A 16,528-nucleotide genomic window follows, 5' to 3' on the forward strand; every position below is an offset into this window, starting at 1 on the left:
ATCAGGAACAGGTCGCTCACCGCCTCGTGCAGCTCAAACCGCTCCGGCAGCAAGACATCCGGACCCAGCGGTGTCTCAAGGCGTAAAATACGCTCCGCTTGAATGAACGAAGCCGCCGCGACCTCGAGATTCATGGGCGGTCCCCTAAACTATATTTGGCTCAAACCCGCATCATGGCGTTGTCTGTATAAAGACGCCAACCTCATGACGGCAGCCTAGCCATCCAAACTGCCGCAGACAAGCCAACATCCGTCTCTTGAAGCAGCCCCATGTGTCAGCCGTTTAACAATGTGGAGTCCTGCCGACTGCCAGCAAAGCGAGCACGCGCGGCCTCAAGGTCTGGCCTGTCAGCTTGAGCAATTTGATTAATTTTCAGTAAGAAATACCCCGTTTCGACGAAAAACGCGGTCACTTGGCCGCTCACGAAGCGTTGCAGGCCGTTACGCTCTTGTTCTTGTCGATAATAACCCTCATATTTCGGGCAGGCATGCTGGAGCCCCGCCAGCGGCGCCTGGGTTCGTTCAAGGAACCGGACACCCGACGGGGCAGAGCAATAGAGGAATTCCATGTCTGACTTCCGCAACTACCAAACGCGTAGCGTGCCGGTTGGAACCCGTGCCGACGCCGGCATCGACGAAGGCCTGCGCGCTTATATGCTCAAGGTCTACAACCTTATGGGCCTCGGCCTGCTGATCACGGGCCTTGCCGCAGTCGGCACCGTGATGCTGGCCACCACGACGGATCCCGCTTCGGCTGTCGCGACGCTGCCGAATGGCGATATGCTGACTTCGCTCGGCTACGCCATCTTCGCCTCGCCGCTGCGCTGGATCATCATGCTTGCCCCGCTGGCCGCAGTGTTCTTCCTGTCATTCCGCGTGCAGTCGATGAGCGTTTCTGCCGCGCAGACCACTTTCTGGGTCTATGCCGGCCTGGTTGGCCTGTCGCTGTCGTCGATCTTCCTGGTCTACACGACCGCATCGATCTCGCAGACGTTCTTCGCAACCGCGGCCGCCTTCGGGGCGCTGTCGCTTTATGGCTACACCACCAAGCGTGACCTGACCGCGATGGGCTCGTTCCTGATCATGGGCGTGTTCGGTCTGATCATCGCCTCCGTGATCAACATCTTCCTGCAGTCTTCCGCGCTTTCCTTCGCCGTCTCGGCGATTGGCGTGCTGGTGTTCGCTGGCCTCACGGCTTACGACACCCAGAAGATCAAGGAGATGTATTACGAGAACGACGACCCGCTCGTCGCGGGCCGCAAGGCCATCATGGGCGCGCTGTCGCTCTATCTCGACTTCATCAACATGTTCATGTTCCTGCTGCAGTTCATGGGCGACCGTCGCTAACTGACAGCCTGGACCAGCGAAAAGCGAAGGGGCGGCCCAACGGCCGCCCTTTTCTTTTGGCTCGAGCTTTGCTGTTATTGAAGGCAGCCTCTACGAGTGCATAAAAAATGAGCAATATAATAATCCGAAACGCGGAACCTTCCGATCTGGACCGAATAACAGAAATCTATGCGGACGCCGTCAACAAAGGCACCGCGTCTTATGAACTCGCCCCTCCGAACCGAGAGGAAATGGGCGCACGTTATCAAGCACTGCGAGACGGTGGCTTCCCCTACCTGGTCGCCATTGATTCGGATGAAACTGTTCTTGGCTACGCCTATGCCGGGGCGTTCCGGCCGCGTCAGGCCTACCGTTTCATTGTCGAAGATTCGGTCTATGTCGCGCCTGAAGCCAAGGGACGGGGCATCGGCAAGCAGTTGATGGAACACCTGATCGAGGCAACAAGGAGACTGGGCTTCCGGCAGATCGTCGCCGTGATCGGTGACGGTCATTCCGAAAGCCCCTCGGTGAAGCTGCACGAGAGGCTTGGCTTTCGCCATTCAGGCCGCCTTGTCGGTTCCGGCTACAAGCATGAACGCTGGCTGGACACAGTGTTCATGCAGCTCGAACTGAACGGCGGCGCCTCCCTTCCGCCGGATCCGGCGTCGTGGCCCGAACAGAAATTCAGGCAAGGCTAGAGATTGCCAACCAGCTGAAAGATATTGTCTTTTAAGCCTTCACAAGCTTCAACTTGGTGTCGAAGATACCAAGAACACGGGCAAGCTCATGACCGCGCTTGAGGATACGGCCACCGGCGGCGACGACCGCAAAAGTTCCTTGGCGTCTCGCCAGTTTCGGATCCTTGACGATCTGGAACAGCGGAACCTCCGAGGCACGCCGATAGACGGAAAACACGGCGCGGTCGGCAAGGTGGTCGATGGCATAATCGCGCCATTCATTGGCTGCAACCATCCGCCCATATAAACGGAGAATGAGATCAAGCTCCCGCCGCTCGAATGCGACAGGAAGATCGAGACGCTCGCGTCGCGCCTCGTGCAGCGGGATCAATATTGCGGATGCGTCCCCATCCTCCGTCCCGCCACCGCGTTCCATCATGCCTTGTCCTCAGGCTGAATCGTTTGCTGGCAACAGGGTCGCGCTTTCGGAGCTCAATTGCAAGGGCGCACGCGAATCTGTCGCGGCGTCAGCAGCCGTCACCAAAGGACGGCGCGTCTACTCACGTTTGCAAACGATGTGTTGGAAATGGTGATTCCTTGCCACATTCTCGCCGTCTTTTATCCGCGTTGTCGCCCCAATGTCCGACGAACTTGTGCCCGTTGCCTGAGACGGTTCGGTCCGGCACTGGCTCGTAAACCCCAAGCCCCCCGCCCACGGGTCTGAGTCGGATCGAACCAACCTCGGCAACAATTTGAGCTTTAGACCGGCGTCGGACCCAAGCTGACGTCGGTTTTTATGTTTCGGATCCTGTTCAAATCCGGCTGATTGGGATCCCGCACGTGCGGCCGGGCCTATTGCCACTCCCCTGCCAAGATTTGGAATGGCCTCCACTTCATCGCTAACCGGCTATCCAGCGAGTTCCTTGCGCGCCGTACGGCTTCCCTGCATTCCAGCAGGATGCGCACAAAGTGGCGAAGCTGATCACGGGGCAGAGGTTGCGCCGCAGAGACTACCCAGCATTCTGTTTTCGGCGCCGCTCAGACGGAAGGCCTGCGGATGAAGGATGCCCCGATGATCGGGCCGAGCTCGCCGTCACGGCCAACCGACTGCAGCAGCACGGCAGAGCCGGCTGCCTTGGCAATCTCGCTGGCCGGCAAATCGTATCGTTGCGCCTTGCCGTACCACATGCCGGCAGTCTGGACATTGGAAACGGCATTCCAATAGGTCATCTTGCGGCCGTTGTTCTCGCCCTTGCCGACATTCACCACCTGCGGCGGGTTAAAATAAACGATGACGACATGCGCCTTGACCGGAATTCCGGTGGAATCGCCCGGAGCATTGCCGGCCTCGATAGAGATCCCGTCACCGGTATTGGTTACCTTGATGTCGATGCGCATGCCCTCGCCGGTCTTGTTCAAGCGCGTCAGCGCACCGCTGATGGCTTCGCGGCTGGCACCGTTGACATCGGTACGACCGTTGATGACGGCCTGCGGCGTGTAGACCGAGCGCCCGTTGAAAGCGCGCATATAGCCGTATTGGCGCTCGGTGTTCTCCTTGCGCGCGAGCGAATCCTGCCAGCCCAGATAGTCCCAATAGTCGACGTGATAGGCGAGCGCGATCACATCGCCCTTGGCAGCGATTTCCGCCAGATAACGGTCGGCAGGTGGGCAGGATTTGTTACCTTGGCTGGTGAACAGTTCGACAACTCCCAGCGGCCGCGCCGTTTCCGTCGCTTGGGCCGCAGTCGAGAGCATCGAAACCGCCAGCCCGGCAACAGCCAGCTGCAATGGTTTCCGAAAGAACATAGTCTGATCCCGCCGGCAGGGCCGGCATGTTCGTGTTTTCTGAATTTCTGCCAGAAGCAGCGCTCAAGCGGAAGTCACGTTGCGGTGAAAATTCTCAGGTTAACAAGACGATCGTTTCCATAAAACAAAACCGCCGGAACTCTCGTTCCGGCGGTTTGTTCTTAAATGTGCTTATCCAGCTCAGGCTGCGAGGTCGCGCAGCACATACTGCAGGATGCCGCCATTCTTGAAGTAGTCGAGTTCGTCGAGCGTATCGATTCGGCAAAGGATCGGGACGTTCTTGACCGAACCGTCGGCAAAAGTGACCTTGGCTACCATTTTCTGGCGCGGCTTGATCGTCTCGAGCCCGTCGATCTCGACCAGTTCGTCACCCTTCAGGTTGAGCGAAGCCCAGGAAGTGCCCTCTTCGAAGGTGAAGGGAATGACGCCCATGCCGACCAGGTTAGAGCGGTGGATTCGCTCGAAGGACTGGGCAATCACGGCGCGCACGCCGAGCAGGTTCGTTCCCTTGGCAGCCCAGTCCCGCGAGGAACCGTTGCCGTATTCGACGCCGGCGAAGATCACCAGCGGCACGCCTTCCTTGCGATATTCCATGGCAGCGTCATAGATCGACATCTCTTCCTTCGACGGATAGTGGATGGTGTAGCCACCCTCGCGCCCGTTCTCGCCCAGCATGTGGTTGCGGATGCGGATGTTGGCGAAGGTGCCACGCATCATCACCTCATGATTGCCACGGCGTGTGCCGTATTGGTTGAAGTCGGCAACGCCGACGCCATTGTCGGTCAGATATTTGCCGGCCGGAGAAGCAGCCTTGATCGAGCCAGCCGGCGAGATGTGGTCGGTGGTGATCTTGTCGCCGAAGAGCCCCAGAACCCGCGCGCCCTTGATGTCGCCGATCTGGCCGGGCTTGGCTCCCATGCCCGCAAAGTAAGGCGGGTTCTGCACATAGGTCGACTTGTCGTCCCAGGCATAGGTCTGGCCGCTTGGGGCCTGCACCTTCTGCCAGTTCTCGTCGCCTTTGAAGACGTCGGCATATTTGCGGGCGAACAGTTCGCGCGTGACGTTTTTCTCGATGAACTCCTGGATTTCGGCCGAGGTCGGCCAGATGTCCTTGAGATAAACCGGCTTGCCGTCCCTGTCTTCGCCGATTGGCTCCTTGGTGAGATCCTTGGTGACGGTGCCGGCGAGCGCATGGGCAACCACCAGCGGCGGCGAAGCGAGATAATTCGCCTGCACGTCCGGCGACACGCGGCCCTCGAAGTTGCGGTTGCCGGAGAGCACCGCGGCAGCGATGAGGCCCTTGTCGTTGATGGTCTTGGAAATCGGGCCCGGCAGCGGGCCGGAGTTGCCGATGCAGGTGGTGCAGCCGAATCCGACGAGGTTGAAACCGATCTGGTCGAGTTCCTTCTGCAGGCCGGACTTTTCCAGATATTCGGCGACGACCTGCGAGCCAGGCGCCAGCGAGGTCTTGACCCATGGCTTCTGCTTGAGGCCGAGACGGTTGGCATTGCGGGCAAGCAGGCCGGCGCCGATCAGCACCGAAGGATTGGACGTGTTGGTGCACGAGGTGATGGCGGCGATGACGACGTCGCCATGGCCGAGATCGTGGTCGGTACCTTCGACAGCATAACGCTTGTGGATCTCGGCGGCCTTCTTGTACTCGGTCTCCATCGCCTTGGCGAAGCCGGCAGGGATGTCTTCCAGCGCAACGCGGCCTTCGGGACGCTTCGGGCCTGCCATCGACGGCACGACGGAGCCGAGGTCGAGTTCAAGCGTATCTGTGAAGACCGGATCCGCCGAACCGTCATGGCGCCACATGCCCTGCGCCTTCGAATAGGCTTCGACCAGCGCGATGCGCTCCTCGGAGCGGCCAGACATGGTGAGGTAGCGCAGCGTCTCGCCGTCGACCGGGAAGAAGCCGCAGGTTGCGCCATATTCGGGAGCCATGTTGCCGATGGTGGCACGATCGGCCAGCGTCATGTTGGACAGACCGGGACCGAAGAACTCGACGAACTTGCCGACAACGCCCTTCTTGCGCAGCATCTGGGTAACGGTGAGCACCAGGTCGGTGGCGGTCACGCCTTCCTTCAGCTTTCCGGTGAGCTTGAAGCCGATGACTTCGGGAAGCAGCATCGATACCGGCTGGCCAAGCATGGCAGCCTCGGCTTCGATGCCGCCGACGCCCCAACCCAGCACGCCCAGACCATTGATCATGGTCGTGTGCGAGTCGGTGCCGACGCAGGTATCGGGATAGGCGACCGTTTCGCCGTCTTCCGAATTGGTCCACACCACCTGGCCGAGATATTCGAGATTGACCTGATGGCAGATGCCGGTGCCGGGAGGCACGACGCGGAAATTGCGGAACGCCTGCTGGCCCCACTTCAGGAACTTATAGCGCTCTTCGTTGCGCTGATATTCCAGCTCGACATTGCGCGTGAACGCCATCGGCGTACCGAACTCGTCAACGATGACCGAGTGATCGATGACGAGATCGACCGGAACGAGCGGATTGATCTTCTCCGGATCGCCGCCCAGGGCGGCGATGCCGTCGCGCATGGCGGCCAGGTCCACCACCGCCGGAACACCGGTGAAGTCCTGCATCAGCACACGGGCCGGGCGGTAGGCGATCTCCACGCCGGCGGTACCCTTGTCGGCCAGCCAGGCAGCAACCGCCTGGATGGCTTCCTTGGTTACGGAACGGCCGTCTTCGTTGCGAAGCAGATTCTCCAGCAACACCTTCATGGAATAAGGAAGCTTCGACACTCCGGCCAGGCCGTTCTTCTCGGCCTCGGTCAGGTCGAAATACACATATTCTCCGCCACCTGCGGTCAGGGTCCGGCGGCAATTGAAACTGTCGATTGATTTGGACACGAGCGATCCATCCTTGTCTGTTCAGCCTGAAAGGGAACGGACTCCGATGGGCATGCTCATCACGCGCAAAGGTGCGGGTACGGCCATTTCCGCTGTCCGCTCCCGAGCAACCCGAGCCGTTCAAGGCGGCGCGTGCGCTGGTTCGGCGCAAATGTGTTTGCCTTCCCCGACCGCTGGGGTTGGTAAGCGTGCATATAGAGAAACTTCTCGAATAGTTCTAGAGCAATTCCAGCAAAAGTGCGCAGCGGTTTTGCGTTCGGAATTGCATGAAAATAAGGAGTTAGAGCGTTTCAGCGTTTCCGCTGTGAGCGGAAACGCTTTAGACAAGGAATTTGCATTTTTGCTGCGGCGCAGGCGCCGCCATGCAGACTTTCGGCGAAGGGAAAACGATGCGGCTTGTCGCCGAAAATCTGAGCGGGGAGCGCGGCGGGGAGCCAGTTTTCGAGGACATCGACTTTTCGGTCGAAGAGGGCGAGAGCCTCGTGGTCACCGGCCCCAACGGCTCAGGCAAGTCGACGCTGTTGCGTGTCATTGCCGGCTTTCTGCCTGCCGCCGGCGGCAGCGTGCGAATCGCCGAGGGTGGGGAGGCTTTTCCGAGCATTGCTTCGGCCTGCCACTATCTCGGCCATCAGAACGCGATGAAGACGGCGCTGACGGTGGGGGAGAACCTCGCTTTCTGGCGGCGGTTCAGCGGCGGAGGACGATTCGAAATCGCCGCAGCTCTCGACGCGGTTGGGCTGGGTGGCATCGGCCATTTGCCGTTCGGTTATCTCTCGACAGGCCAGCGCCGGCGCGCTGCGATTGCCAAGCTGCTTGTTTCGCATCGTCCGGTCTGGCTGCTGGATGAGCCTACCGCCGGCCTCGACAAGTCATCGGAAGACCGTTTCGCCGATCTGATGAAGGCGCACTGCACGGGTGGCGGGATCGTCGTGGCGGCCACGCATCTTCCGCTCGGACTGGCACGGGCGAAGACACTCGACATGGGGGCGCGCAACTGATGCTTGCCCTCTACCTCCGCGATCTCAAGCTAGGCGTCCGCGCCGGTGGCGGCGCACTCACCGGCGTCATCTTCTTTCTTGCCGTGATCGCCACCATTCCCTTCGGCGTCGGCCCCGACCTCAATCTGCTCGCCCGCATCGGCCCGGCAATCCTTTGGATCGGGGCGCTGCTTGCATCCCTGCTCGGCCTTGACCGGTTGTTCCAGGCCGAACGGGAGGATGGCTCGCTCGACCTCCTGGTGCTCAACGGCGATCGTCACATGCTGGCCTTCACCGTTTTCATCAAATGCCTGGCGCACTGGACGGTCAGCGTGCTGCCTCTGGTGGTCGCCTCTCCCCTGCTTGGCCTGTTCATGAACATGACCCCAGCCGGTATCGGCGCCACCGCGCTGACCCTGCTGGTCGGTACTCCTGCGATCACCTTCATCGGCGCGGCGGGTGCCGCGGTGGCGGTAGCGCTGCCGCGGGGCGGCCTGTTGATTTCGGTGCTGGTTCTGCCGATCACCATTCCAGCGCTGATTTTCGGTGTCTCTGCAAGCTATGGCGCCGTGAACGATCCCGATCCGTTTTTGCAACCCTTCCTCATTCTTGCCGCGCTGACGTTGTTTCTGGCCGTCATCGGACCGTTGGCTGCCGCCTTGGCGCTGCGCCACAGCGGCGACTGATCGGTGCGGCGCGGCGACAGATTGCGCCGCCAGGGAACGAGGGCTAAGGGGTAGGCATGGTCGGCAAAGGCAAGGAAAGCTGGCGCAGCGACTGTTGCGCGCGAGGTCTCGCATGAGTGCACACGCTCTTTATGTCACCGCCGCCTATGGCATCACCGCTCTTGCCCTGGCTGGCTTGATCGGCTGGATTCTGCTCGACCAGCGGGCCCGCAACCGGGAACTTGCCGAGTTGGAAGCGGCCGGCGTACGCCGGCGTTCTGACAAGGCAGGCAAATCATGAAAGCAGTACTGTCGTGACCGGACAGACAGAAACGCCTTCGCGTCGTCGTTTCAAGCCGATCCTGCTGTTGCCGTTGGCGATCTTCCTCGGACTCGCCGGCCTGTTCCTGTCTCAATTGTTGTCCGGTCGAGACATTTCCGCAATTCCTTCGGCGCTGATCGGCCAGGACGCGCCTGAGACGAACCTCCCGCCACTGGAAGGCAGCAATCTCCCGGGTCTGGATTCGTCCCAGTTCGAAGGCCAGGTCACGCTGCTCAACGTGTTCGCGTCCTGGTGCGTACCCTGCCGCGAAGAGCATCCGGTGCTGATGGGCCTTGCCCAGGACAAACGTTTCGTGATGGCGGCGCTGAATTACAAGGACAAGCCGGAAAATGCGCGCCGCTTCTTCGGCGAACTCGGCAATCCGTTCAACGTCATCGGTGTCGATGAGAATGGCCGGGCCGCGATCAACTGGGGTGTCTATGGTGTTCCGGAGACCTTCCTGATCGACAAGGACGGCAAGATCGCTTTCAAGTATGTCGGGCCCTTGACCCCGCAGACCGCCAAGGCATTGCTTCTACCCGAGATCGAAAAGGCGTTGGCAGCCGATTAGAGCGGCTCCAAGCTCCCGACATTTCACCAGCATGGTTTCGGGGTTGACCTATGGTAAGCCCGCGCGGCCGCGTACCCGATAGGCAAGGGACCGGCTTTTCGATTACCTTTCTTCAATGGCTGCAGGGAGGGCGCCGCAACGGTGCACGCGGCCTGTGGAGCGTTTCCGGCCGGAAACGCGGTACGCTCCAACTCTTTTTGTTACGCAATTCTGGACGCAGACCGCTGTGCACTTTTGCCGGAATTGCCTTTAGGGAGGGGACCTCGATGCAGGACAGTTCCGCGCTGACTATCTTTCTGCCGCTTGCGCTCGGCGTCATCATGCTGGGTCTTGGCCTGTCGCTGACACTCCAGGATTTCCGCAACGTTCTCCAGAAACCGAAGGCCGTCATCGTCGCGCTGATCTGCCAGACGCTGATCTTGCCGCTGGCCTGTCTGGCGATCGTCTATCTGTTCAAACTCGAGCCTGCATTGGCTGTGGGTATGATGCTGCTCGCGGCCAGCCCCGGCGGCACGTCAGCCAATCTCTACAGCCACCTGGCCGGTGGCGACGTGGCGCTCAACATCACGCTGACCGCAATCAACTCGGCGCTTTCGATCGCCACGCTGCCTTTGATCGTCAACTGGTCGCTTGCGCATTTCATGACGGGCGATCAGGCGATCCCGCAGCAGTTCGCGAAGGTCGTGCAGGTGTTCGTCATCGTGCTCGGGCCGGTGCTGATCGGCATGTGGCTTCGCAGCCGCTTTCCCGCATTCGCCGCGCGCATGGCGCAGCCGGTGAAAGTCCTGTCGATGCTGTTCCTGTTCGCAGTGGTGTTGGTGGCATTGGTCCAGGAGTGGGAAACAGCGATGATCTGGGGGCCGGTTGTCGGCCTGGCCGCGCTGGCCTTCAACCTCGTCAGCCTGGCGGTCGGCTATTTTGTGCCGCGCGCGGCAGGGATCGACAAACGGCAATCGACCGCGATCGGCATGGAGATCGGTATCCACAATGGCACGCTGGCGATCGCCATCGCACTTAGCCCCCTTCTGCTCAACAATGCGACGATGGCGGTGCCGGCAGCGATCTACGGGGTTATCGCCTTCATCACCGCCGCGATCTTCGGCTATTGGTTGAAACGGGGGCAGGCTGCGTCAACTGCGGCACAGAGCCTGTAAAACAAAAGAACCCGAAAGCCGGCCGGCTTTCGGATTCTTACATTCTTTACTGCCGTACGCCGAGCGTGCTGCTAAACCGGTGGTAGACAGGCTTAGCCGTAGATCTGCTTGCGGACGTTGTAGAGCATCTCGGCGCGGTTGCCGTTGAAATCGGCGAGGTCACGGTCGGTCAGGCTCTGGATTTCGTTGACGAGCTGGTTGTAGCGCTTGCGCTTGGCCATGCTGTCGCGAGCACGGGAAACGATGTCGAGGATCATAGCGAAATTCCTTCGCGATTGGCCGCATTGGCGCGGCGGTTAGTCCTCCCTTTTCAATTCCAGCATGACATAATTCGTGTGCATTGCAAAACAAGATGTTGCAATGCAGCATTGCACCATGCGCATGGCCGGTTAATCCCGAATTAATCGATTGAAGAGCTATTTTCCGGCCCGTTCATCCACCGAGTGGCGCATGATGAGCGGCATCTGGCTGGCCGTGAACAGGATGGTTATGGGGATGGTTGCCCAGACCTTGAAGGCCACCCAGAAGTCGGTCGAGAAATTGCGCCAGACCACTTCGTTGAGAACCGCGAGGAACAGGAAGAACAGCCCCCAGCGCAAAGTGAGTTTACGCCAACCTTCGGCATCGAGGCGAAAGGCTGAATCGAAGACGTAGCCGAGCAGGGACTTTCCGAAGACGAGACCGCCCAGGAGGATGGCGCCGAAAAGCGTATTGACGATGGTCGGCTTCATCTTGATGAAGATGTCGTCCTGCAGGTAGAGCGTCAGCGCCCCGAACACCAGCACCACGACGCCAGACACCAAGGGCATGATCGGCAAAGTGCGCACCAGCATCCAGGAAGCCGCCAGCGCGATCACGGTCGCAATCATGAACAGGCCGGTGGCGATGAAGATGGGGCCCCCGAAATCCGTCAGGATCGGGAATTTCTGGGCCAGCCATTCTCCACGCGTGTTGGCGAAGAAGAAGACCATCAACGGCCCAAGTTCCAGCACCAGCTTCAATGCCGGATTGATGGCTTCCTTGCGCTTCTGCGGGTCGGCGGGATCACGTTCGAGAATTGGGTTGCTCATGGCTTCCTGATTGTGCAGCAGCCTGGGTGGTTATGCCACCCCTGCGATCGCCTTGGCGAAATCGCCGGCCGAGAAAGGTTCGAGATCGTCGACCTGTTCGCCGACGCCGATGAAATAGACGGGCAGCTTATGCTTGGCCGCGATAGCGACCAGAATTCCGCCGCGCGCTGTGCCGTCCAGCTTGGTCATCACCAGCCCGTTGACCCCCGCGATGTTGCGGAAGATCTCGACCTGGTTGAGCGCATTTTGGCCAGTGGTCGCGTCCACCGTCTGCAGCACCGTGTGCGGTGCTTCCGGGTCGAGCTTACCGAGGACGCGCACGATCTTTTCGAGTTCCGCCATCAGCTCGGCCTTGTTCTGCAGGCGGCCGGCGGTATCGATGATGAGAACGTCGGATCCCGCTTCCTTGGCCTTTTCGAAGGCGTCGTAGGCGAGCCCGGCCGCGTCGGCGCCAAGCTTGGTGGCAATGACGGGCGATTTGGTGCGCTCGCCCCAGATTTTGAGCTGTTCGATGGCCGCCGCCCGAAACGTGTCGCCCGCGGCAAGCATCACCGAAAGCCCGCCATCGGTGAGCTTGGCGGCAAGCTTGCCGATGGTGGTGGTCTTGCCGGTGCCGTTGACGCCGACGACCAGGATGACATGCGGCTTGTGCGACAGGTCGAGTTCCAGCGGCTTCGCCACGGGGCCGAGCACCTTTTCCACCTCGGCAGCCATGACCGCGCGCACTTCCGTGTCGGAAACGTCCTTGCCATAGCGGCTCGAGGCCAGGGAGTCGGTGACGCGCAACGCCGTCTCCACGCCGAGATCGGCGCGGATCAGAACGTCTTCCAGGTCCTGCAGCGTCTCCTCGTCCAGCTTGCGCTTGGTGAAGACGCCGGCGATGTTGCCGCTCAACTCGCGCGATGAGCGGGCCAGCCCCTCGCGCATGCGCTGGAACCAGGACCGCTTCGGCGCCGGCTCCGCAGCCTTCTCGACCTCAGCCTTCTGCTCGACCTTCTTGCTGACGGTGACCTTGCCGGCGCCTGAGCGGGCCACTGCCTGCTCAGGCAGGGCGGCAGGCGGCTCCGGCGCAGCAGTCGCCGGGGCTTCCTGCGGTATCGGCGCAGGTGCTTCGGATACAGCCGGTTCCGCAGTGGCCTCGGTTTCCGCCTCCTCGACGACTTCAAGTTCGATCGTTGCCGCAGGTTCTTCCTCAGCCCGATGTGTCTCGGACTGCTTTTCGGCCTGTTCGACCTCCGGCTCACTTTCCCGCGCAACGGGCACCGGCTCGGCTGCGACATCCGCCTCCGGTTCGGACCTTGCCTCGATTTCAGCGACTGGCTCCGGTTCCAACGGTTCGGCAATAGGGGTTGTCGGCTCCTCGGCAGCCAGTTCGGCCTGCTCGGCCAAGACCTCCTCTGCCGGATCCTCTTCGGCCTCTTCCGCTACCGGTTCGGGCAGGTCGGGCTCCACTTCCTGCTCAGGCTCTGCCGTCGCCTCTTCTTCGGCTGCCTCGGGCGCGACCTCGACGACTGCAGGTCCTTCGAGAACCACCGGTTCTTCCGGCTGGACCGGCGCCTCCGATTCGGTGGCTATCTCGGCAGGTTCTTCAACCGGCGCCTCGGCTTCCGCCGGCGTCTCCGGCTCGATCTTTTCGGGCTCGGGCGCGATCGGTTCCGGGGCCGGAACGGCCTGCTCTTCGCGTTTCAGGAAACCGGGAACTTCCTGTTCCGAGGCAGGCTTGAGCGCTTCCAGCGCGTCAAGATTGAGTGGCGGCAGCGGGGCGGTCTCGTCGACCTTCTCCTCCACCACTTCCTTCTTGCCGAAAGAAAAGACTTTTTTGATGAACCCGAATGCCATGCGTTCCGCTCGTTTCAGGCAGCGCGTGCAGTGAGCGGCGCAGCTTCGAGCCGGGCGCCGTCATGGCCAGTCACCACCGCCTCGATGATTTCGCCGGGCTGACCGGCTGCGATTGCAGCCAGCGTGAAGCCCTCCGTGCGGCCAAGACCTTCGCGTTCGATGAGGATCGACTGCGTGGTGCCGGCCAGGGATGCCAAATGTCTGGCGTAGGCTGCATCGCCTGCCGCACGCAGCCGGGCCGCCCGGCGCTTGACCACGTCGCGCCGCACCTGCGGCATACGTGCAGCCGGTGTGCCTTCGCGCGGGCTGAACGGGAAAACGTGGAGATGGGTGAGGCCGCATTCTTCGACGATGGCGATGGAATTCTCGAACATTTCATCCGTTTCGGTCGGGAAGCCAGCGATGATGTCGGCGCCGAAGACGATGCCCGGCCGCAGCTTCCGCACGTCCTGGCAGAATCGGATCGACTGCTCGCGCAGATGACGCCGCTTCATGCGCTTCAGGATCATGTCGTCACCCGACTGCAGCGAAAGATGCAAATGCGGCATCAGCCGGTTCTCGGTGGCAATCGCTTCCAAAAGATCGTCATCGGCCTCGATCGAATCGATCGAGGACAGGCGCAGTCGCCTTACCTCGGGTACCTGGCGCAGGATGGTCTTCACCAACTTGCCCAACCGCGGCGCGCCCGGGAGATCGGCGCCAAAGCTGGTCATGTCGACCCCGGAAAGCACGATTTCGGCATAGCCGTTGCCGGCCAGCCGCTTGATCTGTTCGACCACTGCACCCATCGGCACGGAGCGCGAATTGCCGCGTCCGTAAGGAATGATACAGAAGGTGCAGCGATGGTCGCAGCCATTCTGCACCTGCACGAAGGCACGCGCGCGGCCCTCGATGGCATCGACCATATGCGAGGCCGTCTCCTTCACCGACATGATGTCGTTGACACGGGCCTTTTCGAAATCATTGACGCCGAAGTCCGGCAGGGCGCGATAATTATGCGCCTTGAGCTTCTCTTCGTTGCCGAGCACGAGATCGACCTCGCCCATGGCCGAAAAGTCCTGCGGGTTGGTTTGCGCGGCGCAGCCGGTGACGATGATGCGCGCCTCCGGATTCTCGCGCCGCGCCTTGCGGATCGACTGCTTGGCCTGGCGCACGGCTTCGCCGGTCACGGCGCAGGTGTTGAAGATGATCGCACCGCCCTTCAAGGCACCGAGGCCGGCGCTTTCGGCTTCCCGGCGCATGACCTCGGATTCATAGGTGTTGAGCCGGCAGCCGAAGGTGACGACCTCGATTCCCTTGGCAGGCGTTTCAGGCATCAGGCGGCACTCTCAGTGTCGCGCTTCCAGGTGCCGTTTGACGGATCAAACGTGCCGGAGAATTCCCATTCGGCCGGTCCGGTCAGGACGACATTGTCGTCGTCGCGCCATTCGACATGCAATTGGCCGCCGGGAGCCGTGAGATTGACGCTGCGTCCGGTGCGCTTGGTGCGTGCACCGGCGACTGCGGCTGCACAGGCGGCCGAGCCGCAGGCCTTGGTCAGACCCGCGCCGCGCTCCCAGGTGCGGATGACCATGCTGTCGGGAGACGTTACCTGCGCAATGCTGATGTTGGCGCGTTCCGGAAACATCGGATGGTTTTCCAGCATCGGGCCGAAACGTTCAAGCTCATAGCTCCAGACGTCGTTGTCGGCCCAGAAGATCGCATGCGGGTTGCCCATCGAGACGGCCGAGGGCGAATGCAGCACAGGCGCATCGATCGGCCCGATCTGCAGTTCGATCATGCGGGTATCGCGGAATTCCTCCGCCAGCGGAATCTCCTGCCAGCCAAAACGCGGCTTGCCCATGTCGACGGAAATCAGCCCATCGGCATGCTGCTTGGCGTTGAGGATTCCTGCGACGGTTTCGAAGGTGAACACCGTCTCGCCGGTTTCGGCGGCCAGCGCCTGCACGACACAGCGCATGCCGTTGCCACAGGCCTGTGCCGACGATCCATCCGAATTCAGGATCTCGACGAAATAGCCTGTGCCGGGTGTCTTCGCATCGTAGATGGCCATGATCTGGTCGAAACGCGTCGCCGGATCGGCATTCAGCGCAATCGCTGCTGCTGCGGTTACCCGGTCAGCACGGCCACGCATATCGGCAACGATGATCTCGTTGCCGATGCCATTCATTTTGGCGAAAGGGGCCGCGCCAGCCATAACGTTCCTGAATTATACGTCTGTTTGGCGCTATATGGCGGAAACGGCCGGAAATTACCAGTCCGGCCGCGGATGCCGGGGTCAGGTGACGGCAAAGACGCCGAGGAGGATGAGCAGGAACAGCACCAGCACGATGGCGATCAGAATTCGCGCACCTGTAGCTGCCGCGCCAGCCAATGCCGGCATTCCGAGCAAGCTCGCAGCAGCGGCAATAATAAGCAGGATCAGAATCCATTTGATCATTTCGTTACCCTCGCAATCGGTGAACTGACCTTGTTGAAACGCTGCTTCCAAGGCGCGGTTCCACAAATGGAGGGATGGCGTGGGCGTTGGAGTTACCGAAACCCTCGGCTCCGCGACTGCTTCCGGTTGCGATAAAAATGCAACAGACTTCAGCACAAACCCTATTTTAACCATATCGGGTTGAAATTCTGCCGCCTTCGCCGTTTTGGTGGACGGTGCATTTTCTTTGGACGGCGCCCGTTTCGGGCCGCGGAGGTTGCCATGATCCTTTCGAGATCCGGTCTTGTTGCCGTATCGCTTGCCGCACTTGTTGTCAGCGGCTGTACCAGCACACGCTTTGGCTCAGAGGACTCTCAGCCGGCGCCGCTCGAGCCGCAGCCGTCCGGTACCGTTTCTTCCAGCCAGCTGCCGCCGCCGGCTGCTCCGGCGCCGACCGACGCTTCGAAATTCCCGACAGCGCCAGGCGCCGGCACCCAGGTGGCTTCCTTGCCCGCAGGTGGTGGCGCCAACCCGCCCGCTAACGCGCCCGACCTCACCGCTTCGGCGATCGCCGGCGTGTGGAGCGCTTCGGTAGCCGGCCAGAGCTGCAAGGTGGCGACGCCGCAGACCAAGTTCGGCCAGGGTTACCGCGCCGGCCCGCTGCGCTGCCCGCCGCCGATCGACAACGTCAAGTCGTGGAACGTCGCCGGGAAGCAGCTGACCCTCTACGATCAGGACGGCGGCACCTTGGCTCGGCTCTATTCCTCGAGCGCGACCAAGTTCGACGGCCAGACCTCCAACGGCCAGCCGATCTCGCTTTCCAGATAAGACC

18 protein-coding genes are annotated in these 16,528 nt (G+C 61.2%); 8 read left to right on the top strand and 10 right to left on the bottom strand.

The window, feature by feature from the left end:
* Positions 1 to 274: 274 nt before the first annotated feature.
* A complete protein-coding gene (locus L4923_RS26420) occupies positions 275 to 568 on the bottom strand; it encodes a hypothetical protein (RefSeq protein ID WP_239370094.1) in 294 nt (97 codons plus the stop codon).
* Here L4923_RS26420 and L4923_RS26425 point away from each other — a divergent pair.
* Positions 567 to 1,346, top strand: a complete 780-nt coding sequence (locus L4923_RS26425; protein WP_239370095.1) for a Bax inhibitor-1/YccA family protein — start codon at positions 567 to 569, stop codon at positions 1,344 to 1,346. The two genes, L4923_RS26420 and L4923_RS26425, sit on opposite strands and share 2 nt — an antisense overlap.
* 107 nt (positions 1,347 to 1,453) lie before the next feature.
* Entirely contained in the window at positions 1,454 to 2,023 is a 570-nt protein-coding gene (locus L4923_RS26430) for a GNAT family N-acetyltransferase (RefSeq protein ID WP_239370096.1), read from the top strand.
* Positions 2,024 to 2,054: 31 nt separating this feature from the next.
* Here the strand turns inward: L4923_RS26430 and L4923_RS26435 are convergent, their stop codons facing one another.
* From L4923_RS26435 to acnA, 3 genes are all read right to left on the bottom strand, one after another.
* A complete protein-coding gene (locus tag L4923_RS26435) occupies positions 2,055 to 2,441 on the bottom strand; it encodes a DUF2794 domain-containing protein (protein WP_239370097.1) in 387 nt (128 codons plus the stop codon).
* Between the two features lie 599 nt (positions 2,442 to 3,040).
* On the bottom strand, positions 3,041 to 3,808 hold the full coding sequence (locus L4923_RS26440; RefSeq protein ID WP_239370098.1) for a DUF1223 domain-containing protein: 768 nt from the start codon (positions 3,806 to 3,808) through the stop codon (positions 3,041 to 3,043).
* Between the two features lie 180 nt (positions 3,809 to 3,988).
* Positions 3,989 to 6,679 carry an aconitate hydratase AcnA gene (gene acnA, locus L4923_RS26445; protein ID WP_239370099.1) on the bottom strand — a complete coding sequence of 897 codons (2,691 nt, stop codon included), beginning with the start codon at positions 6,677 to 6,679 and terminating at the stop codon, positions 3,989 to 3,991.
* Positions 6,680 to 7,068: 389 nt separating this feature from the next.
* Here acnA and ccmA point away from each other — a divergent pair, with 389 nt between their 5' ends.
* From ccmA to L4923_RS26470, 5 genes are all read left to right on the top strand, one after another.
* Positions 7,069 to 7,677 carry a heme ABC exporter ATP-binding protein CcmA gene (ccmA, locus tag L4923_RS26450; protein WP_239370123.1) on the top strand — a complete coding sequence of 203 codons (609 nt, stop codon included), beginning with the start codon at positions 7,069 to 7,071 and terminating at the stop codon, positions 7,675 to 7,677.
* A complete protein-coding gene (gene ccmB / locus L4923_RS26455; protein ID WP_239370100.1) occupies positions 7,677 to 8,342 on the top strand; it encodes a heme exporter protein CcmB in 666 nt (221 codons plus the stop codon). Before ccmA ends, ccmB begins: the two co-directional genes overlap by 1 nt.
* Positions 8,343 to 8,454: 112 nt before the next feature.
* Positions 8,455 to 8,622 carry a heme exporter protein CcmD gene (ccmD, locus tag L4923_RS26460; protein ID WP_239370101.1) on the top strand — a complete coding sequence of 56 codons (168 nt, stop codon included), beginning with the start codon at positions 8,455 to 8,457 and terminating at the stop codon, positions 8,620 to 8,622.
* Between the two features lie 13 nt (positions 8,623 to 8,635).
* Positions 8,636 to 9,214 (top strand): DsbE family thiol:disulfide interchange protein, encoded by a 579-nt coding sequence (locus L4923_RS26465; protein WP_239370102.1) that lies wholly within the window; start codon positions 8,636 to 8,638, stop codon positions 9,212 to 9,214.
* Positions 9,215 to 9,480: 266 nt separating this feature from the next.
* Complete coding sequence (locus L4923_RS26470) at positions 9,481 to 10,368, top strand: bile acid:sodium symporter family protein (RefSeq protein WP_239370103.1); 888 nt, start codon at positions 9,481 to 9,483, stop codon at positions 10,366 to 10,368.
* 92 nt (positions 10,369 to 10,460) lie between these two features.
* Here the strand turns inward: L4923_RS26470 and L4923_RS26475 are convergent, their stop codons facing one another.
* The 6 genes from L4923_RS26475 to L4923_RS26500 all read right to left on the bottom strand — a co-directional run bounded on the left by L4923_RS26475 (position 10,461) and on the right by L4923_RS26500 (position 15,717).
* Positions 10,461 to 10,625 carry a hypothetical protein gene (locus L4923_RS26475; protein ID WP_239370104.1) on the bottom strand — a complete coding sequence of 55 codons (165 nt, stop codon included), beginning with the start codon at positions 10,623 to 10,625 and terminating at the stop codon, positions 10,461 to 10,463.
* A 159-nt stretch (positions 10,626 to 10,784) separates the two neighbouring features.
* Positions 10,785 to 11,438: a septation protein A gene (locus L4923_RS26480; RefSeq protein ID WP_239370105.1), complete on the bottom strand. Its 654-nt coding sequence runs from the start codon at positions 11,436 to 11,438 to the stop codon at positions 10,785 to 10,787.
* A gap of 30 nt (positions 11,439 to 11,468) precedes the next feature.
* The gene (gene ftsY / locus L4923_RS26485; RefSeq protein ID WP_239370106.1) at positions 11,469 to 13,277 is read right to left on the bottom strand and encodes a signal recognition particle-docking protein FtsY; all 1,809 of its coding nucleotides are present in this window, start codon (positions 13,275 to 13,277) and stop codon (positions 11,469 to 11,471) included.
* Between the two features lie 14 nt (positions 13,278 to 13,291).
* A complete protein-coding gene (gene mtaB / locus L4923_RS26490; RefSeq protein ID WP_239370107.1) occupies positions 13,292 to 14,593 on the bottom strand; it encodes a tRNA (N(6)-L-threonylcarbamoyladenosine(37)-C(2))-methylthiotransferase MtaB in 1,302 nt (433 codons plus the stop codon).
* Positions 14,593 to 15,474 carry a diaminopimelate epimerase gene (dapF, locus tag L4923_RS26495; protein WP_239370108.1) on the bottom strand — a complete coding sequence of 294 codons (882 nt, stop codon included), beginning with the start codon at positions 15,472 to 15,474 and terminating at the stop codon, positions 14,593 to 14,595. Before dapF ends, mtaB begins: the two co-directional genes overlap by 1 nt.
* Positions 15,475 to 15,555: 81 nt before the next feature.
* Positions 15,556 to 15,717, bottom strand: a complete 162-nt coding sequence (locus L4923_RS26500; RefSeq protein ID WP_082407340.1) for a DUF1328 family protein — start codon at positions 15,715 to 15,717, stop codon at positions 15,556 to 15,558.
* A 261-nt stretch (positions 15,718 to 15,978) separates the two neighbouring features.
* Between L4923_RS26500 and L4923_RS26505 the strand changes: the two genes are divergently transcribed.
* The gene (locus L4923_RS26505; protein ID WP_239370109.1) at positions 15,979 to 16,524 is read left to right on the top strand and encodes an AprI/Inh family metalloprotease inhibitor; all 546 of its coding nucleotides are present in this window, start codon (positions 15,979 to 15,981) and stop codon (positions 16,522 to 16,524) included.
* The last annotated feature ends 4 nt before the right edge of the window (positions 16,525 to 16,528 follow it).

Origin of the sequence: Terribium retamae (genome assembly GCF_022347545.1) — a bacterium.
GTDB lineage: Bacteria > Pseudomonadota > Alphaproteobacteria > Rhizobiales > Rhizobiaceae > Mesorhizobium > Mesorhizobium retamae.